Source organism: Pseudarthrobacter sp. GA104 (genome assembly GCF_009741265.1).
In the GTDB taxonomy this organism is placed as follows: Bacteria; Actinomycetota; Actinomycetes; order Actinomycetales; family Micrococcaceae; genus Arthrobacter.
Genome location: NZ_WOWL01000001.1, coordinates 1318546 through 1344460, shown reverse-complemented (window position 1 = coordinate 1344460; position 25915 = coordinate 1318546). Strand labels below are relative to the sequence as shown.

Annotated in this window: 24 protein-coding genes and 1 riboswitch; of the genes, 13 read left to right on the top strand and 11 right to left on the bottom strand. The window is 65.6% G+C overall.

What is annotated here, in order from left to right; genetic code table 11:
- Nucleotides 1–76 precede the first annotated feature (76 nt).
- Both GK109_RS05990 and GK109_RS05985 read left to right on the top strand, forming a co-directional pair.
- Complete coding sequence (locus GK109_RS05990; RefSeq protein WP_157239050.1) at nucleotides 77–1390, top strand: peptidoglycan bridge formation glycyltransferase FemA/FemB family protein; 1314 nt, start codon at nucleotides 77–79, stop codon at nucleotides 1388–1390.
- Nucleotides 1391–1426: 36 nt separating this feature from the next.
- Nucleotides 1427–2929, top strand: a complete 1503-nt coding sequence (locus GK109_RS05985) for a threonine/serine exporter ThrE family protein (RefSeq protein WP_157239049.1) — start codon at nucleotides 1427–1429, stop codon at nucleotides 2927–2929.
- A gap of 36 nt (nucleotides 2930–2965) precedes the next feature.
- Here GK109_RS05985 and GK109_RS05980 read toward each other — a convergent pair whose 3' ends face one another.
- A complete protein-coding gene (locus GK109_RS05980; RefSeq protein ID WP_157239048.1) occupies nucleotides 2966–3805 on the bottom strand; it encodes a siderophore-interacting protein in 840 nt (279 codons plus the stop codon).
- Between the two features lie 14 nt (nucleotides 3806–3819).
- Nucleotides 3820–4590 carry a uracil-DNA glycosylase gene (locus tag GK109_RS05975; protein WP_370460432.1) on the bottom strand — a complete coding sequence of 257 codons (771 nt, stop codon included), beginning with the start codon at nucleotides 4588–4590 and terminating at the stop codon, nucleotides 3820–3822.
- Nucleotides 4591–4717: 127 nt separating this feature from the next.
- Between GK109_RS05975 and GK109_RS05970 the strand changes: the two genes are divergently transcribed.
- The 5 genes from GK109_RS05970 (at nucleotide 4718) to groL (ending at nucleotide 9355) form a co-directional block, all read left to right on the top strand.
- Complete coding sequence (locus tag GK109_RS05970) at nucleotides 4718–5047, top strand: DUF3263 domain-containing protein (RefSeq protein WP_370460431.1); 330 nt, start codon at nucleotides 4718–4720, stop codon at nucleotides 5045–5047.
- Between the two features lie 50 nt (nucleotides 5048–5097).
- The gene (locus GK109_RS05965) at nucleotides 5098–5754 is read left to right on the top strand and encodes a LytR C-terminal domain-containing protein (protein ID WP_157239047.1); all 657 of its coding nucleotides are present in this window, start codon (nucleotides 5098–5100) and stop codon (nucleotides 5752–5754) included.
- A gap of 197 nt (nucleotides 5755–5951) precedes the next feature.
- Complete coding sequence (locus tag GK109_RS05960) at nucleotides 5952–6158, top strand: cold-shock protein (RefSeq protein ID WP_157239046.1); 207 nt, start codon at nucleotides 5952–5954, stop codon at nucleotides 6156–6158.
- On the top strand, nucleotides 6155–7438 hold the full coding sequence (locus GK109_RS05955; RefSeq protein ID WP_370460430.1) for an ABC transporter substrate-binding protein: 1284 nt from the start codon (nucleotides 6155–6157) through the stop codon (nucleotides 7436–7438). The genes GK109_RS05960 and GK109_RS05955 overlap by 4 nt, the downstream gene beginning before the upstream one ends.
- 288 nt (nucleotides 7439–7726) lie before the next feature.
- Complete coding sequence (gene groL / locus GK109_RS05950) at nucleotides 7727–9355, top strand: chaperonin GroEL (RefSeq protein WP_157239045.1); 1629 nt, start codon at nucleotides 7727–7729, stop codon at nucleotides 9353–9355.
- 90 nt (nucleotides 9356–9445) lie between these two features.
- Here the strand turns inward: groL and GK109_RS05945 are convergent, their stop codons facing one another.
- Nucleotides 9446–10756 carry an ABC transporter substrate-binding protein gene (locus GK109_RS05945; protein ID WP_157239044.1) on the bottom strand — a complete coding sequence of 437 codons (1311 nt, stop codon included), beginning with the start codon at nucleotides 10754–10756 and terminating at the stop codon, nucleotides 9446–9448.
- Between the two features lie 278 nt (nucleotides 10757–11034).
- On the opposite strand from GK109_RS05945, the gene GK109_RS05940 reads away from it, so the two are divergent.
- Nucleotides 11035–12009 (top strand): ribonuclease HI family protein, encoded by a 975-nt coding sequence (locus tag GK109_RS05940; RefSeq protein WP_321215401.1) that lies wholly within the window; start codon nucleotides 11035–11037, stop codon nucleotides 12007–12009.
- A 23-nt stretch (nucleotides 12010–12032) separates the two neighbouring features.
- Here the strand turns inward: GK109_RS05940 and GK109_RS05935 are convergent, their stop codons facing one another.
- The 4 genes from GK109_RS05935 to GK109_RS05920 all read right to left on the bottom strand — a co-directional run bounded on the left by GK109_RS05935 (nucleotide 12033) and on the right by GK109_RS05920 (nucleotide 16148).
- Nucleotides 12033–12320, bottom strand: a complete 288-nt coding sequence (locus tag GK109_RS05935; protein ID WP_139028136.1) for a WXG100 family type VII secretion target — start codon at nucleotides 12318–12320, stop codon at nucleotides 12033–12035.
- Nucleotides 12321–12415: 95 nt separating this feature from the next.
- Nucleotides 12416–13870, bottom strand: coding sequence for a cell wall metabolism sensor histidine kinase WalK (locus tag GK109_RS05930; protein WP_157242687.1), 1455 nt, complete (start codon nucleotides 13868–13870; stop codon nucleotides 12416–12418).
- A gap of 50 nt (nucleotides 13871–13920) precedes the next feature.
- Nucleotides 13921–14631 carry a response regulator transcription factor gene (locus tag GK109_RS05925; protein ID WP_139028140.1) on the bottom strand — a complete coding sequence of 237 codons (711 nt, stop codon included), beginning with the start codon at nucleotides 14629–14631 and terminating at the stop codon, nucleotides 13921–13923.
- Nucleotides 14632–14813: 182 nt separating this feature from the next.
- Nucleotides 14814–16148, bottom strand: a complete 1335-nt coding sequence (locus GK109_RS05920; RefSeq protein ID WP_157239043.1) for a prealbumin-like fold domain-containing protein — start codon at nucleotides 16146–16148, stop codon at nucleotides 14814–14816.
- 534 nt (nucleotides 16149–16682) lie between these two features.
- Here GK109_RS05920 and GK109_RS05915 point away from each other — a divergent pair.
- Nucleotides 16683–16865: a hypothetical protein gene (locus tag GK109_RS05915; protein ID WP_157239042.1), complete on the top strand. Its 183-nt coding sequence runs from the start codon at nucleotides 16683–16685 to the stop codon at nucleotides 16863–16865.
- A 20-nt stretch (nucleotides 16866–16885) separates the two neighbouring features.
- Here GK109_RS05915 and GK109_RS05910 read toward each other — a convergent pair whose 3' ends face one another.
- The 3 genes from GK109_RS05910 to GK109_RS05900 are packed head-to-tail and all read right to left on the bottom strand — an operon-like array spanning nucleotide 16886 to nucleotide 21285.
- Complete coding sequence (locus tag GK109_RS05910) at nucleotides 16886–18541, bottom strand: DNA repair helicase XPB (RefSeq protein WP_323056467.1); 1656 nt, start codon at nucleotides 18539–18541, stop codon at nucleotides 16886–16888.
- Nucleotides 18542–18554: 13 nt separating this feature from the next.
- Complete coding sequence (locus GK109_RS05905; RefSeq protein WP_157239041.1) at nucleotides 18555–21041, bottom strand: helicase-associated domain-containing protein; 2487 nt, start codon at nucleotides 21039–21041, stop codon at nucleotides 18555–18557.
- A 10-nt stretch (nucleotides 21042–21051) separates the two neighbouring features.
- Nucleotides 21052–21285: a hypothetical protein gene (locus GK109_RS05900; protein ID WP_157239040.1), complete on the bottom strand. Its 234-nt coding sequence runs from the start codon at nucleotides 21283–21285 to the stop codon at nucleotides 21052–21054.
- Between the two features lie 226 nt (nucleotides 21286–21511).
- Here GK109_RS05900 and GK109_RS05895 point away from each other — a divergent pair, with 226 nt between their 5' ends.
- Both GK109_RS05895 and GK109_RS05890 read left to right on the top strand, forming a co-directional pair.
- On the top strand, nucleotides 21512–21895 hold the full coding sequence (locus GK109_RS05895) for a cold-shock protein (protein WP_104996883.1): 384 nt from the start codon (nucleotides 21512–21514) through the stop codon (nucleotides 21893–21895).
- A gap of 6 nt (nucleotides 21896–21901) precedes the next feature.
- Nucleotides 21902–22456: a DUF3027 domain-containing protein gene (locus tag GK109_RS05890; RefSeq protein WP_157239038.1), complete on the top strand. Its 555-nt coding sequence runs from the start codon at nucleotides 21902–21904 to the stop codon at nucleotides 22454–22456.
- A gap of 65 nt (nucleotides 22457–22521) precedes the next feature.
- On the opposite strand, the gene serC is transcribed toward GK109_RS05890, so the two are convergent.
- A complete protein-coding gene (gene serC / locus GK109_RS05885) occupies nucleotides 22522–23652 on the bottom strand; it encodes a phosphoserine transaminase (protein WP_321215405.1) in 1131 nt (376 codons plus the stop codon).
- Nucleotides 23653–23932: 280 nt separating this feature from the next.
- Here serC and GK109_RS05880 point away from each other — a divergent pair, with 280 nt between their 5' ends.
- Together GK109_RS05880 and GK109_RS05875 are read left to right on the top strand one after the other, a co-directional pair.
- A complete protein-coding gene (locus tag GK109_RS05880; RefSeq protein WP_157239036.1) occupies nucleotides 23933–24625 on the top strand; it encodes a metal-dependent transcriptional regulator in 693 nt (230 codons plus the stop codon).
- Between the two features lie 118 nt (nucleotides 24626–24743).
- Nucleotides 24744–24986: riboswitch (cyclic di-AMP (ydaO/yuaA leader) on the top strand.
- A gap of 10 nt (nucleotides 24987–24996) precedes the next feature.
- Nucleotides 24997–25818, top strand: a complete 822-nt coding sequence (locus GK109_RS05875) for a M23 family metallopeptidase (RefSeq protein ID WP_157242685.1) — start codon at nucleotides 24997–24999, stop codon at nucleotides 25816–25818.
- Nucleotides 25819–25915: the final 97 nt, after the last annotated feature.

Here is a 25915-nt window from a genome sequence, read left to right as displayed (position 1 = left end):
TGCCCTGCCCATCCCGACCGACCTCGCCCGCCGCCCGCCATTTGCCAAGCCTCTTATCCGTGAAGAAGGTAACTCCTTGAATGCAGTCCCCGCCGCCGATCTCGAGTTCGCCGTGCTCAGCGATGCCGAATTCGAGCAGTTCGCGCTGAAGCACCCGCAGAACAGCTTTCTCCAGTCTGTTGACTTTGCCCGGTTCCAGCGCGCCAGGGGACAGCAGGTGGAGCTTTTCGGGGTCCGGCAGCACGGCGAACTGGTTGCAGCGGGGAAACTGAACTACACCACCACCCGGCTGGGGTACACAGTCTGCGAATGCGCCAAGGGACCCCTGATGGACTACACGGACCCTGACCTGGTGCGTGCCGTCGTCGGACTCCTCCGCAAACGCGCAGCGGAGCGCAAGGCCGCCGAACTGCGGATCTCCCCGAACCTCAGGTACATTGCGCGTGACGCCGATGGTGCCGAGCATCCCGAGATCGAGGACAACAGGCCGCTGGTGGCACAGCTCGGCGGGCTGGGCTTCCGGCACCAGGGCCTGGACATGAACTTCGTGAACGTGAACTGGATGTTCATCAAGAACCTGGAAGGCATCCAGGACGCGGAAGAACTGATCATGGGCACCAGCTATCGGACCCGGAAGGCCATTCGGAAGGCCGAAAAGAACGGCGTCTTCCTGGAACAGGCCACCCTGGACACTCTGGACGAGTTTTACGGCGCCCTGAGCCGGGCCGGTGACGAAAAGGGCTTTATTTACCGGGAAAGGGCCTACTACGAGCAGCTGCTCAGCACGACGTCGCCTGAGTTCACCAAGCTCATGATGGCCAAGATCGACATCCCCGCCTACCGGAAGTCCATCACGGAGCGGCTTGCCGCGGAATCAGCCACCGCTGATGAACTGCGCGAGGAGGTGGCGGAGACAGGCAGCAAAAAGAAGAACAACCGCCTCAAAGTGGTCCAGGACCTGGTGGACAGCTACGAGCGAAGCCTGAAGGACATCGAACGCTTTCCCGACTCGGTGGGCGTGGCCACGGTGGCCGCCATCCACTTCGTCTGCTACGGCGACGAGGTGGTCTGCGTCATCGGCGGCACGGTGCAGGACTACATCTACTTCAACGGCGCTACCTCGCTGTACTGGGGAATGATGCTCCACGCCCTCGAAAAGGGGTACCCGAGGTACAACTTCTACGGGACGTTCGGCATCTCCGGCCAGGACGAGGAAGGCCACGGGGGCTACGCCTTCAAGAAGGGCTTCGGCGGGGAAGTGGTGCAGCTCCTGGGCGACTTCGTGCTGCCCGTCCGGCCCGCCGTGTTCCACGCCAACAAGCTGGCCCGGATGGCAGCAGGCGCCGCACGCGTCGTGCTGGGCAAGCTGCCGCTGAAGCGCTCCGCCTGACGCCGCCTGCACACCACCACAACGGGAGGAGGGACAATGACTGAGCGACCCGAGCGCCCCGGCGCCGGATCCCCGAAGGCCAGGCCGAACACGGACGGCCTGCCCAAGACCGAGCCGCTGACTCCCTCCCAGCTGCGGCAAAACGCTGCGGCCAGGAGAATGCTGCGTCGCCTGGTCCAGGGTGAAAACCCGCCCACGGCTCCCCTGAGCATCGTGGACAGGCTCACCGGCAGCCCCTACGCGAATCCCACGATCCAGGTGGGAGGGGTGGACACCTCCGCCCGCAAGACCCTGGACTTCGCCCTGCACCTGGCAGAAACCATGTTCCGCTATGGTGCGGGTGCCCTGGAAGTGGAGACCAGCATCATTGCCGTCACCGCCGCCCTGGGGCTGAAGAACATCGAGGTGGACATCACCAACCAGTCCGTTGGCATCAACTACGCCCCTAAGGACCAGACACCCATCGCACTGCTGCGTGTGGTCCGCTCCTGGACCAACAACTACGCCGGCCTGGCCAAGGTCCACCAGCTGGTGACCGACATCGTCGCCGGGGGAGTGGGCAGGGACGAGGCAATCCGACGCCTGGACGAGGCCATCACCAGCCCCAAGCCGTTCCCGCGCTGGATGGTGACGGCGGCGTTCGGCGTGTTCGCAGCGGCATTCGTTGCCGTGCTGGGCGGCGGACCGGTGTCCTCTGCCATAGCGTTCGCAGCCAACATCGGAGTGAGCCTGCTGGCCCGCCAGCTGGGCCGGTGGCGGGTTCCCGACTTCTTCATAACGGCCAGCTGCTCTTTTGTGGTGACGCAATTGGCGCTGGTCCTCTGGCAGTTCGGCCTGACAGCATCGCCGGCCATCGTGGTGGTGGGAGGCATCCTCCTGCTCCTGCCCACGGGACGCCTCGTCTCCTCAGTGCAGGACGCCATCAACGGCTTCCCTGTTACGGCCGCGGGACGGTTCCTGTCCACGCTGCTCACCTTTGGAGCCATCGTGGCAGGCATCGCCGTCGCCTTCGTGGTCGGGGAGCTGACCGGCATGCAGCGCATTGACGTGACGCAGACCTTTCCGCCGGCCTACGACCTGTGGGTGCTGGTCATCCTTGTTGCCGTGGCGGTGATGGCCATCGGGGTCACGGAACAAACCAGCTGGCGGCTCCTGCTCCCCACCGCGGCGGTGGGGGTAGCCGGCTACTTCGTGCTGCTGGGCGGCGGACTGCTGGGCATCGGGGACCGGTTCTCTCCCGCCCTGGCCGCAGTGGCCATCGGCCTGCTGGCCCGCGTCGTTGCCCTGAGGATGGGTGCCCCCCAGCTGGTGGTGGCCGTGCCCGCAGCGCTGATCCTGCTGCCGGGCCTCACCATCTTCCGGTCCATGTACGTGCTCACCATCGAGGAAGCCGAGATCCTGCTGGGTGCCGGCGGGATGCTCAACGCCGGAGCCATTGTCCTGGGAACGGCCGGCGGGATCGTCCTTGGCGACACGCTGGCGCGGCCGCTGACCCGCAGCCTTGCCAGCAACGAGCGGCGCCGCGCCCGCCGCCGCTGACCGGCTGCCAGGATCTGCCTGGCTGGATCTTCCTGTTCAGATCTGCCCTACGGGTAATTTCTTCTCCGCCTGGAAATCGTCCTCAACACGGCCTTTCGCCCAGTAACCGGACAGGGACACCTGCTTGCGTTCAAGGCCGCGCTGTACAAAGAGCACATCACGCAGCGCCTTCATGTAGCCGCGCTCGCCGTGGGCAAAAACGTCCACCCGGCCAGCGGGCCAGTCCGCCCCTGCCACCGCCTGCACCAGCAGGCCGCTTTCGCCCGCAGGGACGCCTCGACGGAACAGCCAGTGGAGCTTCACTCCTGCGGGGGCGGCAATCTGCTGCATGTCGGCGTCGGAATCGACCTCAAGGAAGGCGAGGCCGGCGGCTTCAGCCGGCAACGACTCTATGCACGCCGCAATGGCGGGCAATGCCGCCTCGTCCCCGGCGAACAGGTACCAGTCAGCGTCCGGGGCAGGGTTGTACGCCCCTCCCGGCCCGGTGAAGGTCAGGGTGTCGCCCGGCCGGGCCTTCGCCGCCCACGGTCCTGCCAGCCCTTCGTCGCCGTGGACCACAAAATCGATGGCGAGCTCCCTGGCCACGGGATCCACCCGGCGGAGCGTGTACGTGCGCGTGAAAGGCCATTGTTCCCGCGGCATGCTCTCGCGGATGCTCCACAGATCCAGCGGGGAGGGGTAGGCGACGCCCGGCTGCGGGAAGACAATTTTTACGTACCGGTCAACGAAGCCGTTGTTGACGAAGTCCGCAAAACCGTCCCCGCCGGCAACAATCCGCACCATGTGGGGCGAGAGCTGTTCCCGGCGCAGAACTGCGAGGTTGACCTGCGGGCGGCTCTTCTTGGTGGCGCTGGTGGCGGCGGGAACAATGCTCATAAGGCAAGCCTAAGCTAGGCTACCGGCGGAAGCTCCCAGGTTACGCCCGGGGCACCCTGCTCCCGCAGCAGCTCGTTGACGCGGCTGAACGGCCGCGAACCGAAGAAGCCGCGGGACGCGGACAGGGGGCTGGGATGCGCGCTGGACACGGCCGGAACCCCCGGCAACAGCGGACGCACGCTCTCCGCGTCCTTTCCCCACAGCACGGCAACCAGCGGCAGGCGTGACCCGTCCGGAGCCCGCCGCCCGGCCACGGCCTGGACGGCCGCCGTCGTAATCTCCTCCCAACCTTTCCTGCGGTGCGACCCTGCGGCTCCGGCCCTTACAGTCATCACGCGGTTCAGCAGCAGCACACCCTGCCCGGTCCAGGCGGAAAGGTCGCCGTGGACCCTCGCGGGAATTCCCAGATCCGCCTCCAGCTCCCGGTAGATGTTCGCCAGGCTCCGCGGGATGGGCCGGACGTGCGGATCAACGGAGAAGGCCAGGCCGACGGCATGCCCCGGCGTGGGGTACGGATCCTGCCCCACCATCAGGACTTTCACCGACGCGAGGGGCTGGCGGAAGGCCCGCAGGACGTTCGACGGCGCCGGCAGCACCGTGTGCCCGGCCGCCTCTTCGTCGGCAAGGAAAGTGAGCACGCCGCGGAGTCCGCTTTCCACGCCCGCCAAGGCGTCTGCCCAGTCAGGCGCCATCAGCTCCTTCAGCGGCAGCTGCGCCAGTTCGGCGAAACCCTGCCCGCGCGGCGGATCCTGCGCCAGTTCGAAAAGGGCATCTGATTCAAACACCGTCCCATTCTCGCAGGGCGGCCGCCGGCCCCGGTCCGGCAGGCCGCCCGGCACAAATGACAACAGTGTTATTCGTCCGTAGCATGGGGGTCAGACATTTTACGTAACCAGCAAGGGAGAGTGCGCCGTGGCGGAACCAGCTCGGGAGCACCTGCCGGAGCAGGAACAGCGGGACGCCCTCCTGCCGGATTTCACGCTGCGGGATTCCCCCCTGAGCGAGCGTGACCAGCAGATGCTCGCCCTCGAACGGCAGTGGTGGAAGTACGCCGGTGCCAAGGAGCAGGCCATCAGGGAACTCTTCGATCTCTCCGCGACACACTACTACCAGCTCCTCAACGCCCTGATCGATACCGAGGATGCGCTCGCGCATGACCCCATGCTGGTCAAGAGATTGCGTAGACTACGTACGTCGCGTCACCGTGCACGCACTGCACGGCGCCTGGGGTCCGACGCATAAGACGCTCACGCTGGTTCCTCAGCAGCAACACACAAGGATGTCTCTTTCCCATGACCAAATACGCCCGCGATGAATTCGACAAGGTCCCGGAGACCGCGTCGCGACAAGGTGTCCATCGCACAGCCTCTGCTCCGTCACGGGTCCGGCTGTGGCCCGTCCTGGCGGTGGGATGCGTTGCCCTGGCCATCGGGCTGGTTTCCTTCCTGATCCTGCCCAAGCTGGGGTTTGCCGGTCCGGCAAGCCAGGCCTCGTCGAGCCTCGAAGCAACTCCGCTGGCCGGAACGGGGTCGACGCCCTCCGCCGCGCCGGACGCGTCCGCCACGCCCTCCGCGGAGCCTGAGCCCTCCGCCGCGCCTGAAACCGCCGGATCCGAAACGGTCCCCGCTGCCGGGACAGGGTCCAGTAGCCGCCCCACGGCGCAGGCTGCGTCCGTAGACAAAACCCAGCCTGTGGCGGTCTACAACGCCGCCGGGACCGCCGGGCTGGCAAGCCGTGTAGGCGGAACCGTGCAGGCGGACGGCTGGCCCCTGGGACAGGTAGGGAACTGGGCGGGAGCGCCGCAGCAGGGCTCCATCATTTTCTACTCCGGCCCAGCCCAACGGGCCAACGCGGAAGCCCTCGCGGAACTCCTGGGCGTCCCCACCGTGGTGAGCAGCACCGACTTCCAGGTTCCCCTGGTGGTTGTGCTGGGCCCGGGGTACCGGTAAGCCGGGTTCTTCCATCAGCCGCGCTGCCTTGGGCCACACCCGGTCCGGGGCCCGGCGTTACGCCTGAATAACGTTTGCCGACGGCACCGCCGGGGGCCTGCGGCACCGACCCGCATTGGCTAGAGTAAATCCCGGGCTACGGCCCGGCGCCGGGGCACCCCCGCAGCATCCCGGACCTTACGGAAAGAGTGGTCACCATGGCACGAGGAACCGTCAAGTGGTTCAACGCGGAAAAGGGCTACGGCTTCATCACCGTTGACGGCTCCAGCGACGACGTCTTTGTCCACTGGTCTGCTATCGAAGGCGAAGGTTACCGGGCACTGGACGAGGGACAGCGCGTGGAACTTGAAGTCGGCGAAGGCGAGAAGGGCCCACAGGCGGAAAGCGTCCGGCCGGCCGAGTGAAGCATCTGATTGTCCCCGCCGGGACCCTCCGTCCTGCGTTTGCCGCGGCCCTCTGCTGCACGCTGGCCCTGACCGCCTGTTCCGGGGTCACCGGAAACGCACGCGTGGAAACAACGGAAGCCTCCGGTGACGGGACGCTGCGGGTAGGCCTCATCCTGGACAATGCGGGGGAGGGCAGCTTCCTGAACGCGCCCCAGGCGGCCGCCGCCAAGCTCGCAGTCAAAGAGATCAACGCTGCCGGCGGGCACAAAGGCCGGCCCGTGGAGCTGCTGCCCTTTGAAGCCGGCCAGGATGCAGCGTCGCAGGCCCAGGCCTTGGTCCAGGCCAAGGCGGACGTGGTGATCGGCCCCACCGACTCCAGCCACGCCAAGGCCGTCGTGGACATCCTCTCCCGGGCCAGGACGCCGCTGATCTCGCCGGCCAACACCGCGGCCGGGCTCAGCACCATCCCCAGCGGCGGATACTACTTCCGGACGGCGGCCGCCGACGTCGCGCAGGGACCCGTGCTGGCCAAGCTCGCCAAGGACGCGGGCGCCGCCACCATCTCCCTGATGTTCCAGGAAGGCGCCTACGGCAGCGACGTCTCCGCCGCCGTCGCCGATTCCGCAGAACAGGCCGGACTGGAAGTGGTTGCCACAGCCGGGTTCAAGCCGGGTGAAGCGGGAAGCGCCGCTGCCGCCGCCCGCGGGGCGGAACCCGACGCCGTCATCCTGGTGGCCCGCGCCGGCGCGCAGGGCGCCCTGGCTGAACTCAACAACGCCGCCCTGGCCGGCTCGAAGATCATCCTCAGCGACGGCGCGTTCGGCCGGTATGCGTCCAAGCTGGGAACCAAAGCCCTGGAGGGTGCCCGCGCCGTTGTTCCCGGCGAGCTGCCATCCGCCGCCTTCCAGGAAAGGCTCCTGGGCATCGATCCCGGCCTGAAGGACGTGTCCTTCGCCGCGGAAACGTACGACGCCGTGACCCTCGCAGCCCTCGCGGCAGCCAAAGCAGAGGACGACTCGGGCCGCTCAATTGCAGCGAACCTCATCGCCGTGTCAGGCGGGACTGCCGCCGGCAAGGATGGCGGGACTGCAACGGTGCCCGGCACGCCCTGCCCCAGCTACAAGGAGTGCCTGGCGGCGAAAGCCTCCGGTACCGGCATTAATTACGACGGCGAATCCGGCCCGGTTGCCTTCGACGCCAACGGTGACATCACCTCGGCGACGTTTACGGTGTTCACCTACGGGGCAGACAACAATCCAACGCCCACCGGCCGTGAAACTGCAGGCCGCGCCGGCTGATCGCCCTCGGCGTAGAGATGCCTGCCAGGGCGCTTTCCGCGCGTCATTCGCTTGCACTCTCCCGTGGGGAGTGCTAATTATTGAGTTAGCACTCTGACGTACCGACTGCTAAAGCAAAGCTGGTTCCGGCCGGCGGAGCGCGGCACCGGGCGAGGAGCGAAGAAACACCTCACTGGAGTGAGGCCCGCACCCGGGGGCATACAGAGGCCGCCGGCAAAGGGTCGTCCGTCGCGGGCACTGCAGCGAAGGTTCATTCTTAACGACTGTCCCGAAAGGACTACTGCCGTTATGGCCAAGATCATTGCATTTGATGAAGAGGCACGCCGCGGCCTTGAGCGGGGCCTGAACATCCTCGCCGACGCCGTTAAGGTCACCCTCGGCCCGCGTGGACGCAACGTCGTCCTCGAAAAGAAGTGGGGCGCCCCCACGATCACCAACGATGGTGTTTCCATCGCCAAGGAGATCGAGCTGGACGATCCCTACGAGAAGATCGGCGCCGAGCTGGTCAAGGAAGTTGCCAAGAAGACTGACGACGTCGCCGGCGACGGAACCACCACCGCCACCGTTCTGGCCCAGGCCCTGGTCAAGGAAGGCCTGCGCAACGTTGCCGCCGGTGCCGACCCGCTGTCCCTCAAGCGCGGCATCGAAAAGGCTGTCGAAGCCGTCACCCGCGAGCTCCTGGCTTCCGCCAAGGAAATCGAAACCAAGGAAGAGATTGCCGCTACGGCATCCATCTCCGCAGGGGACGAGGAAATCGGTGCGCTGATCGCCGAAGCCCTGGACAAGGTGGGCAAGGAAGGCGTCATCACGGTCGAGGAATCCAACACCTTCGGCCTGGAACTCGAGCTCACCGAAGGCATGCGCTTCGACAAGGGCTACATCTCCGCCTACTTCGTCACCGACGCGGAGCGCCAGGAAACGGTCCTCGAAGACCCGTACATCCTGATCGTCAACTCCAAGATCTCCAACGTCAAGGAACTGGTTGCTGTCCTCGAAAAGGTCATGCAGTCCAACAAGCCGCTGCTGATCATCGCCGAGGACATCGAGGGCGAGGCCCTGGCCACCCTGATCGTCAACAAGATCCGCGGCACCTTCAAGTCCGTTGCCGTCAAGGCTCCGGGCTTCGGTGACCGCCGCAAGGCACAGCTCGCCGACATTGCCGTCCTCACCGGCGGCCAGGTCATCTCCGAGGAAGTCGGACTCAAGCTGGAAAACGCCGGCCTGGAACTCCTGGGCAAGGCACGCAAGGTTGTTGTCACCAAGGACGAGACCACCATCGTTGAAGGTGCCGGCGACGCCGACCAGATCGCCGGCCGCGTGTCCCAGATCCGCGCCGAGATCGAGAACTCCGATTCGGACTACGACCGCGAGAAGCTGCAGGAACGCCTGGCCAAGCTGGCCGGCGGCGTTGCAGTGATCAAGGCCGGTGCCGCAACCGAGGTTGAGCTCAAGGAGCGCAAGCACCGCATCGAAGACGCAGTGCGTAACGCCAAGGCTGCTGTTGAAGAAGGCATCGTTGCCGGTGGCGGCGTGGCCCTCATCCAGGCCGGCGCCAAGGCATTCGCCAACCTGCAGCTGTCCGGCGACGAGGCCACCGGTGCCAACATTGTCCGCGTTGCCATCGATGCTCCGCTGAAGCAGATCGCCTTCAACGCCGGCCTGGAGCCGGGCGTTGTGGTGGACAAGGTTCGCGGCCTGCCCGCAGGACACGGCCTGAACGCCGCAACCGGCGAGTACGTCGACCTGCTGGCTGCCGGCGTGAACGACCCCGTCAAGGTAACCCGCTCTGCCCTGCAGAACGCGGCTTCCATTGCCGGCCTGTTCCTCACTACCGAAGCTGTTGTTGCCGACAAGCCGGAGAAGAACCCGGCCCCCATGGGCGGCGGCGACGACATGGGCGGCATGGGCGGCTTCTAAGCCCTCCTGCCGGGCTTTGTCCCGCTGGAAACGAATGCGGCCCCCTCTCTTGAGGGGGCCGCATTTGTGTTCCTGGAGAGGGGCTGGCTTTTACTTCCGGGCGCTGGACAGCATTCCCTCGACTTCCCTCTTGAAAGCCTCTGCCGCTGCCTGGGGAGTCAGGCGGTCGTAGAGAACCTCATCGGTGTACCGCTTGATGACGTTCTGTACGCTGCCCGCGCCCACCGGAGGAACGGGCGGCGCATCCTTCATATCCGGAGCAATGTCCTTCAGGAAGCCCACCACGGTGGTGTCTGCCGGTTTCAAGGACGGTGTGATGCCCTTTACGATCTCCGTGTTGGTGGGCACGCCGCGGTCCGTCATCAGGATTGCGCCGGCTTCCGGGCTGTTCGCCAGGTAGTTGATGAAGGTTGAGGCGGCTTCGGTGTGCTTTGACCGTGCGGAAGCGGACCAGAACATGGTGGGCTTGTAGTACATGCCGTTCTCAGCGGCAACACCGTCGAGGCTAGGCGCACGGAGCATCTTGATGCTGCTGCCGGTAGTGGACCCGAGCGATCCGAGCTGGTTGGTCCACCACCATGCCATCCCCACCCTGTTGGTGCCGAAGAGGCTTTCTTCCAGGCCCGCGCCGGAGTCCTCGGTAGCCACCGTGGCCGGCGGGCTTGCCTTGGAGTCGCGCTGTTCCTTGAGCCGCTCCCAGAAGGAAGCGGCCGTTGCCGTGTCGAAATCGAGCTTGCCGTCCTCGGAGTAGAGATTCTCCCCATGCTGGCGAAGCCAGATGATCAGGTCTGCCTCGTTGCTGCCGTATGCTGCGCCGTAGTTCTTGCCGTCTCCGGCGGCGCTGATCTTCGTTGCTGTCTCAATGAAGTCGTCCCACGTCCATGAGGTGTCATCCGGAAGCGGAACGTTTGCTGCCTCGAAAACCTTCGTGTTGGCCATGATGACGTAGGCGTTCCGGCCAGTGCTCAGGCCGTATTGGGCGCCGTCGTACTGGCCCGAGGCCAGGGCTTCCTTGTCGAGTTTGGAGGTATCAATGCCGCTTTGCTTGGACAGATCCAGGAGCGCCCCGCGGCCGCCGTATTCGGCAATGTACTTCTGGTCCATCTGGATCACGTCCGGCGCGTCGTTGGCCGCGGTCTTGGTGGCCAGCTTGTCCCAGTAGCTGCCCCATTCGCCCGGCTCGGACTCAATCCTGATGTTCGGGTGTTCCGCTTCAAAGGCATCGATGACCTTTTCGGTCTGGGCGTTGAGGTATTCGTTCCCCCACCAGGCGAAGCGCAGGGTTACTTGCTCATTGCCCTCGGAGCCGGAAGAGGAACCGCAGCCTGTGGCAAGGAGGGAAAGGGCGACGGCTGCTGCGCCGAGCTGGAACCTTCTCCGGCGGAGGGTTGGAATCGTCATTGATATGCCTTCCTAATGGCGGGGCGCTTCTCTTGGGTGGACGCTGGCGTCGGGTTGTCGGCAGTGCCGGCCGCTGAGAAAACGCTTTCTCATGTCAGTAGTGCGATTCTGCCTGCCTGCCATTGCCCGCGTCAAGCATTTTCGGTAAACGCTTTCCGTCAGGTCAAGGCCTGATCCGCCTGGCGGCCCGGGTAGGGCGCGTGTGCGGCGGAGGTACGGTACGGCATCGTACGGTGGCAAAGGCCCGGTTTGTCCTGCCGGTCTGGGAGGATGGACCGGTGACAATTACTGCAGCGGCCGACGGTTCGGCCTTGGGAAACCCCGGTCCGGCCGGCTGGGCCTGGTACGTGAACGACGATTGCTGGCGCGCCGGAGGATGGCCCCACGGGACGAACAACCAAGGCGAGCTGATGGCGGTCCTGGATCTGTTGCGGGCCACGGCCCACCTTCCCCAGGAGGACCTGCACATCCTCTGCGACAGCCAGTACGTCATCAATTCGATCACCAAGTGGATGCCGGGATGGAAACGCAAAGGCTGGCGCAAGGCCGACGGCAAGCCGGTCCTCAACGTGGATTTGCTCAAGGAGCTGGACCGGGAGCTCGCCGGCCGGAAGTACACCTTCGAATGGGTCAAGGGGCATGCCGGGCATGACTTGAACGAAGCCGCGGACGAGCGCGCCAGGGCGGCCGCGACCGCCTACCAGCAGGGGGTGGCTGCCCGGTCCGGGCCCGGTTTCCCTGGCGCCCACCACGCCCACCATCCGCCGGCGGCCAAGGATACGCCGGAGGCCGCCCCCCGTGCACCCCGGGAAGCCGCGACCTTGCCAGGAGCCTACGAGGAGCCGGACCTGTTCAGCCAGCTGGACAACGGCGCTTTCGGCGGACCGGACGCCGCTGCCCAGCCAGGTGCCGCCGTGCCGGAGGCCTTGGTGGAGGAACTGGAGCGCGAGCTGCTGGGCCCCCTGGTGCGGGGGGACATCGGCCGGACGGCTGTCCTGCTGCACCCCGATTTCATGGAGATCGGAAGCTCGGGCAGGGTGTGGACCCGGGACGCCATGATGATGGCGCTCGAGGAGGACCCGGGCGAGCGGACAGACATCGAGATACTTGGCGCGGACCGTATTGGCGCTGACGCGGTCCTGCTGACGTACCGCAGCTACGCGCGCTCCGGCACCACGCTCAGAAGCTCACTGTGGGTGCTGGACGGCGGCCGCTGGCGGCTGCGGTTCCACCAAGGTACTCCCGAGGCTTAGCCAGCTCCTGGGTATCTACCCGGTCAGCTGAACCGCTGCGTGTTGCCCTGTTCCGCCTGTGCGTAGGTGGCAGCCGCGGAGGCAAGCGCCGTGTTGATGGACGCCAACGAGGCCTCCACGCGTCCCTGCGTGATGGTCCATTCCGTGATGAGCGCCTGGAAATTCGTGGCGGCGGTGCCCCGCCACGACCCCTGGAGCTCGTCCAGCCCGCGTTTCATTGCCTGGACGTCCGCGCTGATCCTGTCCACTGTCGCCTGGACACTGGCGGACTTCAGCTGAAGGAGTTCGGTGTCGACGGAAATGATGCTCATGGCCGTGCCTTTCGCTGTGGGGGCAGCTTTCGCCTGCGGGGCCCGGCTGGTCCGGACCGCTGATAACGAGCGTAGGGAGCAGGCCCCTGGAGCCGCTACGGTCCGGCGCTATATGTGGACAACCCCGCCGTCGCTGCCTGTTCCGCCTCGGCAGCTGCCCCGGTATTCAGCGCGTCATCACGGTGCGGAAGGCTGACCACCAAGGTCGCGCCGCCGCCGTCGGTATTTTCCACCCGGACGGAACCGCCGTGGGACCCTACAATTGCGGCCACAATGGCCAGGCCGAGTCCGCTTCCGCCCGTTTCCCTGGTCCGTGAGGTGTCCGCCCGGTAGAAGCGCTCAAAGACCTTGGAGGCGTCCTCTTCGGAGATGCCGGGTCCATGGTCGCGCACTTCAATGACCGAGCGCAGCTGTCCGTCCTCCCTGGCGCGCACCCCCACCGCCAGTTCGATCGGGCTGCCCTCCGGCGTGTAACGCAGGGCATTGCCCACGAGGTTCCCCACCACCTGTCGGAGTTTGGCTTCGTCCCCCAGCACCGGGGCAGCCGCGGCAGGTCCGCCGTCGAGCCCGGTCAGCGAAATCGCCCGCGAGCGGTCGCTGGCCTGCGTGTCCACCACGGCGTCATGGGCGAGCAGCTGGAGGTCCACGGGCTTCTGCTGCAGCGGCCGCTGCTCGTCGAGGCGGGCCAGCAGGAGAAGGTCTTCGACCATTGAGCCCATGCGCTTGGCTTCGCTTTCAATCCTTCCCATGGCTGTGGCCACGTCTTCCTCGGTGGTCAGTGCGCCGTGCCGGTACAGCTCAGAGAAGCCACGGATGGTGACAAGCGGGGTCCGCAGTTCGTGGGAGGCGTCAGCGGCGAACCGCCGCATCCTCGCCTCCGAGGCCGTACGTGCCGCGAAGGCCGTCTCAATGTGGGCCAGCATGGCATTAAGCGACCTGCTGAGGCGTCCCAATTCAGTGCCGGGATTTTCGACGTCGACACGGCGGGAAAGGTCACCGGCGGCAATGGCAGCCGCCGTTTTTTCCACCCGGGCCAGCGGGCGGAAGGAGCGGGACACGGTCCAGCTCGCGATGAGGGAGGCGAGCAGCAGGGTCAGCAGCCCTACGCCGGTCACCACCAGGGAGGCGTGCTTGAGGACATCGTCCACGCTCTGCAGGGGCAGCCCGATGACCACCACAGCGGTGGTCTGGTTGTTCTGCACCGGCACGGCCACCACCCGCCAGTTCTGCCCGTCCGTACCGCGCACCTGATAGGGAACGGCGCCGCGTTCCTGCGCCTGCTGCACCGTGACGGAGCTGATGTCCGGACGGCTTTCAGGGTCGCCGCCGAACGGATACGGCTCCTCGCCTGGCGCGAAGAGAATAAGTGAGTAGTCAGTTGGGACCATCGGGTTGGGCGCCTGAAGCGGGGTGAAGGACCGCTGCTGCCGGGCCAGGTCTACCGCCGCGGTGAGCTTGTCATCCACCTGTGCCTGCAGGTAGCTGTGGAGCAGGGCCAGCGTTCCCGCTCCGGTCACCGTCAGGGCAACTATCAGCAGCGCCATGATCATGGCCACCAGTTGCGTCCTCAGTGAGGCCGACTTCCATCGCTGCAGCAAGGTCAGCGCTTTTCAGCCGTCCGAAGCACGTAGCCCACACCGCGCTTGGTCTGGATCAGGGCGGGAGCGTCGGGATCGATGTCCACCTTCCGGCGCAGGTAGGAGATGTACGACTCCACGATGGAGGCATCACCGTTGAAGTTGTATTCCCATACGTGGTCCAGGATCTGGGACTTGGACAGCACCCGGTTGGGGTTGAGCATGAGGTACCGGAGCAGCTTGAACTCGGTGGGGGAGAGCTCGATCACCGTGCCGCCGCGCCGCACTTCGTGGGCGTCGTCGTCGAGCTCCAGGTCGTCGACGCGGATGACGGCGTCGTCATCCAGCAGCGGCTGCGTCCGGCGCAGGACGGCGCGGATACGGGCCACCACCTCGTCAAGGCTGAACGGCTTGGTGACGTAGTCATCCCCGCCGACGGTGAGGCCTGTGACCTTGTCCTCGGTATCGTCCTTCGCAGTCAGGAACAGTACCGGGAAGTGCTTGCCCGAGGCCCGGAGGCGGCGGGTGACGGTGAAGCCGTCCATGTCCGGAAGCATGACATCCAGCACGGCCAGGTCCGGGGCATGGGTTTCGGCAGCCGCCAGGGCGTCCCGGCCGTTCGCGGCCGAGACAACCTCGAAGCCGGCAAACCTTAGCGAGGTGGACAGCAGCTCGCGGATGTTGGGTTCATCGTCAACAACAAGGAGCTTTGCCTCGGGACCGTTCTTGTTCATGCTCCCATTCTGCTCCCAGAGTCTGTGAGTTTTCTGGATGCATGGTGAATGTTGCATGGGCGTCCGCGGCGCGCAGTAAAGTTGGTGGCGCCGCCAGGGTCCCCCGCACGGGAGTGCGGAGGACCCTGGGTTGGGCGAATCACTTCAAAGTGGTCAGCTGGTCAGGTGCCAGATTTCCCTGTCTACTGCGGGATGTCCACATTCGCGGGGTGACCGCCGTAGCTCTTGTCGTCATACGCAGCGCCGCCCAGGCTGCAAAGCTGGGCGGCCGTGGTGCCTGAGGGAGCCGTGGCCAGCGAGTCCTTGTTGACGCCATCAACCGTGACCTGGCTTGAGTACAGCGAGTTGTCGGCTTCCTTGCAGACGAGCACGATGATCTTGAAGTCGCGCGGGTCTACAAAGGTCAGGCTGACGTTCGTGCCCCCCACGACGGTCACTGCTTGGGGCGCTGCCGTGTCGTGCCCCGTTGGTGTCGTGGTCTCAACTACCCAGTAATTGCCTTGGAGAACCTGGCTGAACGAGCACTTGCCGTCGGCGCCGGTGGTGCAGGTTGTGGCGGGGGTTACGGCCAGGTCTGTTGCCGGATCAAAGGTTCCGCCGACAGGTGCGGCATCGTTGTACAGCGTGAAGACGGCACCGGCCAGTGGGGAGGCCGGCGAGTCGTCGTCGGTCTTCAGCACGTTAATGTCGGCGCACTTGGACGTGGCGACGGATATCGGGGCGATGAAGTCCTTCAGAGCCGCTGTAAATGAATCTGAGGAGCGGCTCTTCAAGTACGCACTGCTGAACGGCAGGCAAGGGTCCGTGCCGACGATACCGGCAGCGGTCAGGTTGATGGCTGCTTCGCCGAAGGTCCGGACACTCAGATCTCTCGGAGCGTTGGGTGCGATGGGGTCCGTAACCACAGCGGTGTTGATTGAACCCTCGAAAGTTCCGGTCAATGGCTGGACTTTGCCCCAGCAGGGGGTCGCGTTGGCTGCCTCGCAGAGCGTCCGGGCACCGGTGGTGATCCACCGGTGGAATCCAAGAATCGGATTCACGCCGCCTTGGGACAGGTCATATTTGATCAGGACATCGCCGGCCGTACGGACGGGGGTCACACCGTTGGAGGACAGCACAGACGACTGGTTGAATTCGAAGTCCATGTTGGTAGTGCCATTTGGTTCCTGGACCCGCTCCCACGCGAGGTATGCGTACGTGCTGCCGTTGGATTCTTCCACGAACTTGGCGTAGAAGCGTGTCAGGTCGCTCTTGTTGTTGGGGATGGATCCGTCGACGACGGACGGTACTGCGGTGTCTTCCTTCGTGCCTGTACCGAATGAATTGTCTGTCTGGCCGGTTGGAAGATCGAGACCGCAACCACCGGTCAACGTTGAACAATCAATGCCGATGTTCGCCCAGTCTTTGATGTCGCCTGTGTCGACGACCAGGTTGCCGTCCTGAGCGTTTAGTTGGGCTCCGGAGAGCGTGGCCTGAGCCGACGTGACTCCGGTAAGGATCAAAGCCAGACAAGCCATGCCTGCGCCCAAGCGGGCGCGCGTTATATTCTCCATTGAATTACTCACTTCTGGGAGTGGCGGATGGTGTGACGGTCGGCGCGGACCTGTGGTCCGGCACCGGGAGGTCCCCCAGCATCCCTCTCCAAGAATCTGATCGGATGGCGCCCGCGCGTCGGGTGCCCGCCGGCTACTCCGGTGGTCGCGTCTTTGCGGCACGGAGCGGGCAGGCAGCACGGAGCCAAGTGTTATAGCTTGGGGGTGCGCGGGTGGATCGGCTGGGGCGACTGCGCATGCACGCGTCCTCATACACGGGGAAAGCCATGAGGCTTCGCCCATCCTGATCTGAGTTCAGGACCTTTTACCAATGTGTAACCCAGCGCTCTGAGCGTAGCCCGGGGATAACGGGATGACAACGTCCGGAAGAGATATTGACCAAATATTGCCCGAGGGTTCATCAAAGCTGACATGCGGCTCCACGCTGCGATCCCGTCCATGGAGGCGGGCACCTACCTGTGCGAGCCGTTGGGGACCGCGAGGTTCTCGGTCTAGCCGGTGAACACGTCCGTGGCGGTCAGGGTCCTGGGCGAACTCCCCCGCGGGCACGCCTTCCATTACCGCTACGCCCTCGCCGCCGCGAAAACACGGGCATATTGGAAGCAGAAACCACGGGCATCGGAAGCATTCAGCCACGCGAGCCGGTGCGGCACGGACAACACGTTTGCGGGCATCCCGTGACATACCCGGTAGGTGGCGACTTAGGCCCCGGCGGGATTCTGTTCCACATCCTTGGCATCCATGATCCGGTAGGCATAGCCCTGTTCCGCCAGGAACCGCTGGCGCTTCGCCGCGAATTCCTGGTCCAGGGTGTCCCGGGCAACGAGCGAATAGAAACGCGCCGCCCTGCCGTCCTTCTTGGGCCGCAGGAGCCGGCCCAGGCGCTGCGCCTCCTCCTGCCGCGAGCCGAACGAACCCGATACCTGGATGGCCACCGATGCTTCCGGAAGGTCGATGGAGAAGTTGGCCACCTTGGAAACCACGAGCGTCTGGATGTCCCCGGCCCGGAAGTCGTCAAAAAGCTTCTGGCGTACCTTCACGGAGGTGTCGCCCTTGATCACCGGCGCCTGCAGGCGCTCGCCGAGGTCATCGAGCTGGTCGATGTACTGGCCGATGACCAGCAGCTGTTCCCCGGCATGCCGGGCCACCAGCTGTTCCACTACGTGCGTCTTGGACTCGGAGGTGGCGCAAAGCCGGTACTTGTCCGCATCATCGGCCATGGCATAGGCAACCCGTTCGTCCTTGGGCAGGTCGACCCGGACTTCCACGCAGTCTGCCGGCGCGATGTAGCCCTGGGACTCAATGTCCTTCCAGGGGGCGTCGTACCGCTTGGGCCCGATAAGGCTGAACACCTCGCCCTCGCGCCCGTCCTCGCGCACCAGGGTTGCGGTAAGGCCCAGCCGGCGCCGTGCCTGGAGGTCGGCGGTCATCCGGAAAATCGGTGCCGGCAGCAGGTGCACCTCGTCGTAAATGATCAGTCCCCAGTCGTGGCCGTCCACAAGCTCCAGGTGCGGGTACAGGCCGCCGCGTTTGGTGGTCAGCACCTGGTACGTGGCGATGGTCACCGGCCGGACTTCCTTGACCGCTCCTGAGTATTCGCCGATCTCGTCCGCGGTGAGGGACGTGCGCTTGAGCAGCTCGTCCTTCCATTGCCTGGCGGCTACCGTGTTCGTGACCAGGATCAGGGTTGTGGTGGAGCCGGTAGCCATTGCCGCGGCGCCCACCAGGGTCTTCCCGGCTCCGCAGGGAAGCACCACCACGCCGCTTCCCCCCGACCAGAAGTTGTCGCTCGCCATCTGCTGGTACGGCCGCAGCTTCCAGCCATCCTCGTTGAGCGCGATCAGGTGCGGGGTACCGTCCACATACCCGGCCAGGTCCTCCGCCGGCCAGCCGATCTTCAGCAGGAGCTGCTTGAGCTGCCCCCGCTGGGAGGCGTGCACCACAACGGTCTCACCGTCGATCCGGGGCCCCAGCAGGGGCTGGATCTTCTTGGCCCGGATCACTTCCTCCAGGACGGGGTAGTCGTCCGTCCGCATGACCAGGCCGTGCTGCGGGTCCTTCTCCAGGCGCAGCCGTCCGTACCTGGACATGGTTTCTTCAACGTCGATCAGCAGCGAATGCGGAACCGGGAAGCGCGAGTACTTCAGCAGCGTGTCCAGCACCTTTTCCGCATCCAGCCCGGCGGCGCGGGCGTTCCAGAGCCCCAGCGGTGTCAGCCGGTAACTGTGCATGTGCTCCGGTGCCCGTTCCAGCTCGGCGAAGGGCGCGATGGCATGACGGGCTTCAGTTGCCAGTTCATGGTCCACCTCAAGCAGGATGGTTTTGTCACTCTGGACAATCAGGGGTCCGTCGTTCACGCAGGGAAATCCTTCACTGGCGCAGTTCCTCTGCAGCCTCAATGTCGATGATGCGGTGGATGGACAGTACGCGTTCTGTTTCCTTTGCAGGATCAAACACCCGGACGCGTCCGCCGCTTACTGATAGCGGAACAACTACTTCCAGGCTGGCATTCCCCAGCCCGTCCACCACGTTCATGCTGATCCGCTGCTTGAGCCTGATGGCCCGCTGCAGGGCCTCAAGCCCCAGCTGGGTTCCGGCCTCGCCGTCCCGGTGTCCGGAACCGCCGCGGTGTCCGACGGCGGCGCCCACCTGGCGCAGGACCGCGAGCTGTGCGTCCACCTCCTCAGCCCCCGGCGCCGTCCGCGGGGCGGTGTAGACAGGGCGCAGGTGGTCCTGCGGGGTCGGGGCTGCCCGGAGCCGGACCACCGGTTCGTCCGCGCCGTCCACGGAGGGGGAGAGCCCCAGGGTGCGAAGAACCTGGGCGGTTTCCCGCGGTGGCGCCGAGGAAACCAGGACGGTGGGAGCAATCTTCACCAGGTTCAGGCCGGACGCCTTCGGCCCGGAGAGAAGCTCCAGGAGCGCGGCTTCGTCTTCGCTCTGGATAAAGCTGGCAGCCGCCCCCACCCGCAATCTTCCGTGCCGTGAGGCCGTGTCCTCCACAAGGTATTCGAGTGGCTGGGGCACGGCGGTGGCAGAGTGCTCACGGAGGAACTCCAGGATGCCGGCGGCGTCCTGTCCGCTGTCCAGGGCCCGCTTGATGGAGCCGGCGGAAAAGCGGTAGGTGGTGGCCGGACCTTGGCCTTCCGCGTCAGCCATCAGCAGCAGCTTCCCGGTTAGTTCGGGGGCCAGGTACCCCGGGGCGACGGCAGTGAGGTCGGCCTGCAGTAAAACGTGGGTGACAGCTGCCGGCAGGTGCTCGCCCAGGATGGCAAGTGCGGCTTCAGGGTTGTCTTCCGCCAGCGCGCTTCCAAGCTGGCTCAGGGCTCCGGATCCCACCAGTCCAAGGAGCTCGGCTTCGGCGAGCACGCCGCGGATCATCGAGCTGAAGCGCCTGGCCATCCTGGGCTGTGCCCACTCTGCGCGCTGGAGAACAGCTGCGGCATCAAGTACTGGTGCGGTCCCGTCCGGGGCGCCTGCCTCGGCAGTCAGCTCATCCAGGATCTCCAGGATGCGTTTGCGGACCACCGGGGCATCAGGCCGCTGCGCTTCGGCTGACAGCGCGATGACGGTGCTGCCGGAGGCGGAACGGTGTGCCGCCGGCACGCTGCGCGTTCCATTGACGGGCTGGCCCACCAGGGACGGCACGCGCTGGCTGGACAGCCAGGCGTTCACCAGCCAGAGCCACTGTTCCTGCCGCGGCAGGACGAGCCATTCCAGCTGCGGAGGCTGGATCCAGGACGAGGAATCGACATCCAGGCGGATGAGTCCGGCCAGTGCGGTCAGCTCCAGCAGGATTCCCGCGTGCTGCAGGTCGATCCGCAGCAGTTCGGCAAGGCGCCTCATCTCGCGCACTCCCACACCGCCGCTGCGCAGCGTGACCAGCGGTTGCTCCCCTACAGCGTGGAGCAAATCGCTTACCAGGCGCAGCGTCTCCGAGATGGCGCTGAGTGCTGCGTTCCGGCGCAGCGCCGCTGAGGTCCGGCCGAGTTGGGGGACCGGGGGCGACAACGTGAAATCGTCGATCACCGCACCGCCGCGCAGCGAGATCCCCACGCTGTGCGGCAGCTCGACGTGCGCCGCGTCCAGCGGCACCAGCAGGCCCCGCGCCAGGAGCCAGTCCACGGGCCCGACGTCGGATCCTTCCGTGGCGATTGAGGCCTTCCGTTGGGCCTGGGGGACGGCACCCATGGCCCAGTTCCGGAACCTGGCGAGCAGCGCCGTCGTCCGCTCCGGGGCAGTGGACAGTATGCTCTGGAGAGCCTCGGGGGAGGAGGTCCAGTGCTGCAGCGCCAGCGCCGCCTCCATGGGGGTGGTGGCATCGTGGATGGCAACACCGCTGCGGTGCAGTTCGGACACCAGTTGCACGGCCCGCTGCGCGAAGGCCGGCTGAAGGCGGACCAGCTCGGTGTAGCTCCTGCCCAGCCCGGCGGGATAGATGCCCACCACGTCCTTCAGCGAACCCACCGGGAGGTAGTAGTGGTGTTTCGCCGCGGATGCCGGGGTGCCGTGCGGCGGCTCGGCGCGGTGCACCAGCGCAAGTTCCTGCAGCGAATGCAGGATCCGCTCCACCGAGGCTGCCGAAGACCCGGAAATCATCTTCCGGAGTCCCGCGGCGGACGCGCTGTGGCCGGTGTCCGTATTGGTGCACAGGTGGAGGGTTTCGAGGACCTGCATCTGCGGACGGTTGAGGCGTTCAAGTGCCCGCTGCACGCTGAGCCGGGCACTTGCCCGCGCGGCAAGGGCGGGGAAGTCCGGAACGGGGGGCGAAATGAGGTCCGGCCGCGCATCGAACAGCGCACGCAGTGAATCGTCGCTGCGTGCCTCCAGCTCCTTGCTCAATGCGCGAATGAGGGACATCAGTCCAACGTTACCGCCGGTCCGGGTTTGCTGCCCGGCGGCGCCCGGCAACGCTGTCCAGAACCAGGAACAGCATCAGGAGGAACGCAAGCGGCAGGCCGTAAAGCGCCGTATAGGTGACCCAGGCCGGAGCCACTGAGCCGGCAAAGGCAAGGGCCATCACGGTGCCCACTGCCACCAGGGAAAGCACGGCCACAGCCGCGGCGATGATCATCAGGGCACGCCGGTAGCGCGAGGGTGTCATGGACGTAACGCTACCCCTCCTGCCGCACCGGGAGTGAATGGTGCTGAAGGAGGCAGCCGGAAGGTTGCACTGGGCCGTTGAAAGCGTCAATAGGGCGGTGGGCAGGATAACCTTGAGGGATAGACCAACACGGTCCGCAGCCGCCATACCTTGAACCCGCATTGCAGTGCGGATGCGGTGACGGCTGGCCGTGTCAGAAGACGTCAGAACGAAGAAGGTTGATTACGTGCCTACCGGCAAGGTCAAGTGGTATGACAAGGACAAGGGCTTCGGGTTCCTCGCAGGCGAAGACGGCCAGGAGGTATTCCTGCCCAAATCGTCGCTGCCCGAAGGCGTAACAGAGCTCAAGGCAGGCACCCGGGTTGAATTCGGGGTAGCCGACGGACGCAAGGGCGCCCAGGCCCTGGGGCTGCGCGTCCTGGACAAGACGCCCTCGATCGCCAAGGCCAAACGGCCCAACGCCAAGGAACTCGCCCCGCTGGTCCAGGACCTGGTGACCGTGCTGGACAATCTCTCCGGAACCCTCTCCGCAGGCAAGTATCCGGAAGGCAACAAGGGCAAGGCCATCGCCGCTGCCCTGCGTAAGGTTGCCGACGAGCTGGACGTTTAGGCGCCGATGAACCCGGAAGCTGAACAGCCGGTGGCCGCCGCCCAGGACCAGGACGGTCCGACGGCGGGGGCTGCTGCCGCTGCCAACCCTGCGGCTGCGGGGGCCAAGGCCATGTCCAAGCGCCGCGCGGGTGTTCCGGTGTGGCGGACAGGCAAGCCTGATGCCTTCCTGGCTGCAGCCGTGGACACCGCCCGCACCGCCATCGAGGGCATCACGGCACCGGCTACGATCGGCCAGCACCTTGCGGCCAAGAGCGAAGGCGACCGCCTGGTGACCCATCTGTTTGAATCGAAGCTGGCCGGTTACCTGGGCTGGCAGTGGTACGCGGTGCTCACCCGTAACTCCCGCTCCAAGGTCGTCACCGTCAACGAACTCGGCCTCCTGCCGTCGGAGGATTCGATCCTTGCCCCGGAATGGGTGCCGTGGGCAGAACGGGTCAGACCCGAGGACGAGCAGGAGCCGGAGCAGGTGCCGGCCCAGGAGCCGGAACAGGGCCAGGAATCCGGGGAGGAAAAGCCCGGCGACGGTGGACAGCCCGGCGACGAAGCAAGGACTTCCTGACCACACACGAACGGCGCCGTCCGGGATGATCCCGGGCGGCGCCGTCGTACGTTAAGGCTGCCGGCCTACTTGCGCAGTTCGCCCACCACGTAGTCGATGCTCGCCAGCAGGGCAGAGACGTCGGACGGCTCGATGGCCACAAACGTGGCGATGCGCAGCTGGTTGCGGCCCAGCTTCCGGTACGGCTCGGTGTCCACGATGCCGTTGGCCCGCAGGACCTTGGCCACCACGGCCGCGTCCACTGAATCGTCGAAGTCAATCGTGGCGATTACGTTGGAGCGCTCGTCCGGGTTGGCGACGAACGGCGTGGCGAATTCGGAGGACTCCGCCCAGCTGTAGATGCGTCCGGCAGAATCTGCAGTCCGCGCCGAAGCGAAGTCAAGCCCGCCGTTCGCGTTCAGCCACTGCACCTGGGCGTCCAGGGTCACCAGGGTGGACAGCGACGGCGTGTTGTAGGTCTGGTTCAGGCGGGAGTTGTCAATGGCCGTCTGGAGGTCCAGGAAGTCCGGGATCCAGCGGCTGGTGGACTTGATCCGGGCCGCGCGCTCCAGTGCAGCCGGCGAGAACAGGCCAAGCCACAGCCCGCCGTCGGAGGCAAAGTTTTTTTGCGGGGCGAAATAGTAGACGTCGCTCTCCGCCACGTCGACGTCCAGGCCGCCGGCTGCCGACGTCGCGTCAATAAGGACCAGTGAGCCCTCATCCGCGCCAGCCACGCGCTTAACGGGGGCGGACACGCCAGTGGACGTCTCGTTCTGCGGCCAGGCATAGGCATCAACGCCCGCCTCAGCCTGCGCAGCAGGGCGGGTTCCCGGCTCGGATTTGATGATGGAGGAGGCATCCAGGAAAGGTGCCTTGTTGGTGGCTGCCGCGAATTTCGAGCCGAATTCACCGAATGAGAGGTGCTGCGCCTTCTTCTCCACCAGGCCGAAGCTGGCGACGTCCCAGAACGCCGTGGAACCGCCCACGCCCAGCACCACCTCATAGCCTTCCGGGGCACGGAAGAACTGGCTCAGGCCTTCGCGTACGGACCCCACCAGGTTCTTGACCGGTGCCTGCCGGTGGGACGTTCCCAGGATGGTCTTCGATGCGGCGGACAAGGCATCGATCTGCTCCTGCCGGACTTTGGAGGGACCGGCGCCGAACCGCCCGTCCTTGGGCAGGAGGTCGGCGGGAATAGTGATGCTGGTTTCGCTCACAGGTGCTCCAATTTCGGCGTGGACGGGGTGTTGGTCCGGACGGATGTGGGTGCCAGGCAGTCGCGGCGACTGTGACTCGGGCCCTCCCTCATTCTGCCTGAACAGCTGTTTCAGCGGGAACCGGGACCGTCATAGTCCAGACATTGAGACAGGGCCCCTGCCCGCGCCGTCAACTATTCGGACAAACTCAAAATAGGCTAAGCTTTCCAACGGACCACGCTGCATGTGAAGGCGGTACGGTGGGACAACGCAAGGTACTGCGCTCGAGGAGCTGAGCTGGATGACGGATCTGATCGACACTACGGAGATGTACCTTCGGACCATCTTGGAGCTTGAGGAAGAAAACATCGTTGCCCTCCGGGCCCGGATCGCGGAGCGGCTGCGCCACTCCGGGCCCACTGTGTCGCAGACCATCGGCAGGATGGAACGGGACGGCCTGGTGGTTGTCTCCGGAGATCGGCACCTTGAACTCACGGAGGTGGGCCGGAAGCGCGCCACCGAAGTCATGCGGAAGCACAGGTTGGCGGAGCGGCTCCTGGCCGATGTCATCGGGCTGGACTGGGCCTACGTCCATGACGAAGCCTGCCGCTGGGAGCACGTCATGAGCGAACGGGTGGAACGGCGCATTTACGAAATGCTGAACCATCCCACTGAGTCCCCGTATGGCAATCCCATCCCGGGATTGGCGGCCCTCGGGGGCGAGGCGCAGGCCGCTGCGGACGCGGCGGTCAGCCTGCTTGAGGCCATGAAGACCTACGGCCCGACGTCTGAGGTGACAGTCAGCCGCCTGGCAGAGCCGATCCAGGTGGAACCCGAGTTGTTGGTCCAGCTTGATGAAGGCGGAATCCGGCCCGGTGCCTCGGTCTCGCTGGAGCGGGTGGGGGAGTACATTTCGGTCCGCGTCCCGGGCATCGAAGGGGCCCTGGAGCTGCCGCCGGAAGTCGCGGCGCACGTCTTCGTGGCCGTACGCTAGGGACCGCTTGAGGCCTCCCGGCTACCCCAACGGGTGCCGGTTACGCAAAGATAACGGAATTGTTACTTTGGGACTTTTGGCCCTATAGTTAAACCCAAGCGTTGATACTAAAGCGTTACCTGATCTGGAGCCGAGCTCTGCCAGCGGATCAGGTGCACGAGTCATTACTGGCAGAGGCGGGGGAACCACAAACGGCAGCCGGGGGACTGCCTTGGGGTGAAGTCCGTCAGCAGCAAGCCTCTTCCAGTGAAGGATCCTCCGTGGATACCTCTGTGCCGAAGCTTGCTTACGGCGGACCGGGTCTTTGAACTCTCTGACCCGAATCCGACAGCTAACTTCGCAGGCTTTCCAGAGAGGAACCCTTCTTGTCCATGCAGACCCCCAGGGGACGCCGCCGCGCAGCGGTGCCCGCTTCGACGCCGCGGGTTGTTGAAGTCATCACCACGGAACGCCCCCGCGATCCCCACCGTGATGCGCGCCGCCGTCGTGGTCCCTTCCGCCAAGTCACCGAGTTCGCTGCTGCGAGCGGAATCGGCCAGAAGGCCGGAATCGCACTCGCAGCCACAGGCCTGGTGCTGACCGTGACGGTGCCGGCCACCAGCCCCGTGATGGCCACCGACGCTCCCGGTGTAACTCCGATGGCAGCCTCAGCCGTCACGCCGCAGCCGCAGATCTCAGCCGAGGCCGGTGCCCAGATCGATTTCAGCCGTTCCGCCGTGGTCACCCAGGCGGATCCGGACGGCAAGCTCAAGCAGCTTCTCAGTGCCCAGTCCGCCGGCTCGGTGTCACGTGCTGCCTCGGCAGGAAGCCTCGGCGCTCCACTGGCCACGCTGACCACTGCGTCCCCCTTCGGCTACCGCGTCAGCCCGATCACCGGTGGCTCAGGCGACTTCCACCGCGGCCAGGACTATGTGGCCCAGTGCGGTACGTCGGTCTTCGCTGCCGCGACCGGTACGGTGACCTTCGTGGGCTGGCACCAGTTCGGCGGCGGAAACCGCGTTGTGGTGGACCACGGCAACGGCCTGGAAACCACGTACAACCACCTCTCCTCCTTCAGCGTGAGGGAGGGGCAGACCGTCTCGCGCGGGGACGTAATTGCCCTTAGCGGGACCACGGGCGCCTCCACGGGCTGCCACCTCCACTTCGAGGTGCAGGTCAACGGCGAAGTGGTCGATCCGACTGGCTGGCTGTAGTCAAGTGACGGTGAACTATCAGATGATCGTGACTTGCCGTGACCTGAATGTGACATTCACTCAAAACTGCTGTACCGTCTAACTCGCGTCAACTTTT

Excerpts from the sequence above, each read along its gene's own strand:
- groL (WP_157239045.1), top strand. The coding sequence starts at position 7,727 with ATGGCCAAGATCATTGCATTTGATGAAGAGGCACGCCGCGGCCTTGAG.
- GK109_RS05985 (WP_157239049.1), top strand. The coding sequence starts at position 1,427 with ATGACTGAGCGACCCGAGCGCCCCGGCGCCGGATCCCCGAAGGCCAGG.
- GK109_RS05880 (WP_157239036.1), top strand. The coding sequence starts at position 23,933 with ATGACGGATCTGATCGACACTACGGAGATGTACCTTCGGACCATCTTG.
- GK109_RS05925 (WP_139028140.1), bottom strand. The coding sequence starts at position 14,631 with ATGAACAAGAACGGTCCCGAGGCAAAGCTCCTTGTTGTTGACGATGAA.
- GK109_RS05935 (WP_139028136.1), bottom strand. The coding sequence starts at position 12,320 with ATGAGCATCATTTCCGTCGACACCGAACTCCTTCAGCTGAAGTCCGCC.
- GK109_RS05965 (WP_157239047.1), top strand. The coding sequence starts at position 5,098 with ATGACCAAATACGCCCGCGATGAATTCGACAAGGTCCCGGAGACCGCG.
- GK109_RS05930 (WP_157242687.1), bottom strand. The coding sequence starts at position 13,870 with ATGATCATGGCGCTGCTGATAGTTGCCCTGACGGTGACCGGAGCGGGA.
- GK109_RS05920 (WP_157239043.1), bottom strand. The coding sequence starts at position 16,148 with ATGGCTTGTCTGGCTTTGATCCTTACCGGAGTCACGTCGGCTCAGGCC.
- GK109_RS05900 (WP_157239040.1), bottom strand. The coding sequence starts at position 21,285 with ATGACACCCTCGCGCTACCGGCGTGCCCTGATGATCATCGCCGCGGCT.
- GK109_RS05980 (WP_157239048.1), bottom strand. The coding sequence starts at position 3,805 with ATGAGCATTGTTCCCGCCGCCACCAGCGCCACCAAGAAGAGCCGCCCG.
- GK109_RS05945 (WP_157239044.1), bottom strand. The coding sequence starts at position 10,756 with ATGACGATTCCAACCCTCCGCCGGAGAAGGTTCCAGCTCGGCGCAGCA.
- GK109_RS05960 (WP_157239046.1), top strand. The coding sequence starts at position 5,952 with ATGGCACGAGGAACCGTCAAGTGGTTCAACGCGGAAAAGGGCTACGGC.
- GK109_RS05875 (WP_157242685.1), top strand. The coding sequence starts at position 24,997 with ATGCAGACCCCCAGGGGACGCCGCCGCGCAGCGGTGCCCGCTTCGACG.
- GK109_RS05890 (WP_157239038.1), top strand. The coding sequence starts at position 21,902 with ATGAACCCGGAAGCTGAACAGCCGGTGGCCGCCGCCCAGGACCAGGAC.
- GK109_RS05905 (WP_157239041.1), bottom strand. The coding sequence starts at position 21,041 with ATGTCCCTCATTCGCGCATTGAGCAAGGAGCTGGAGGCACGCAGCGAC.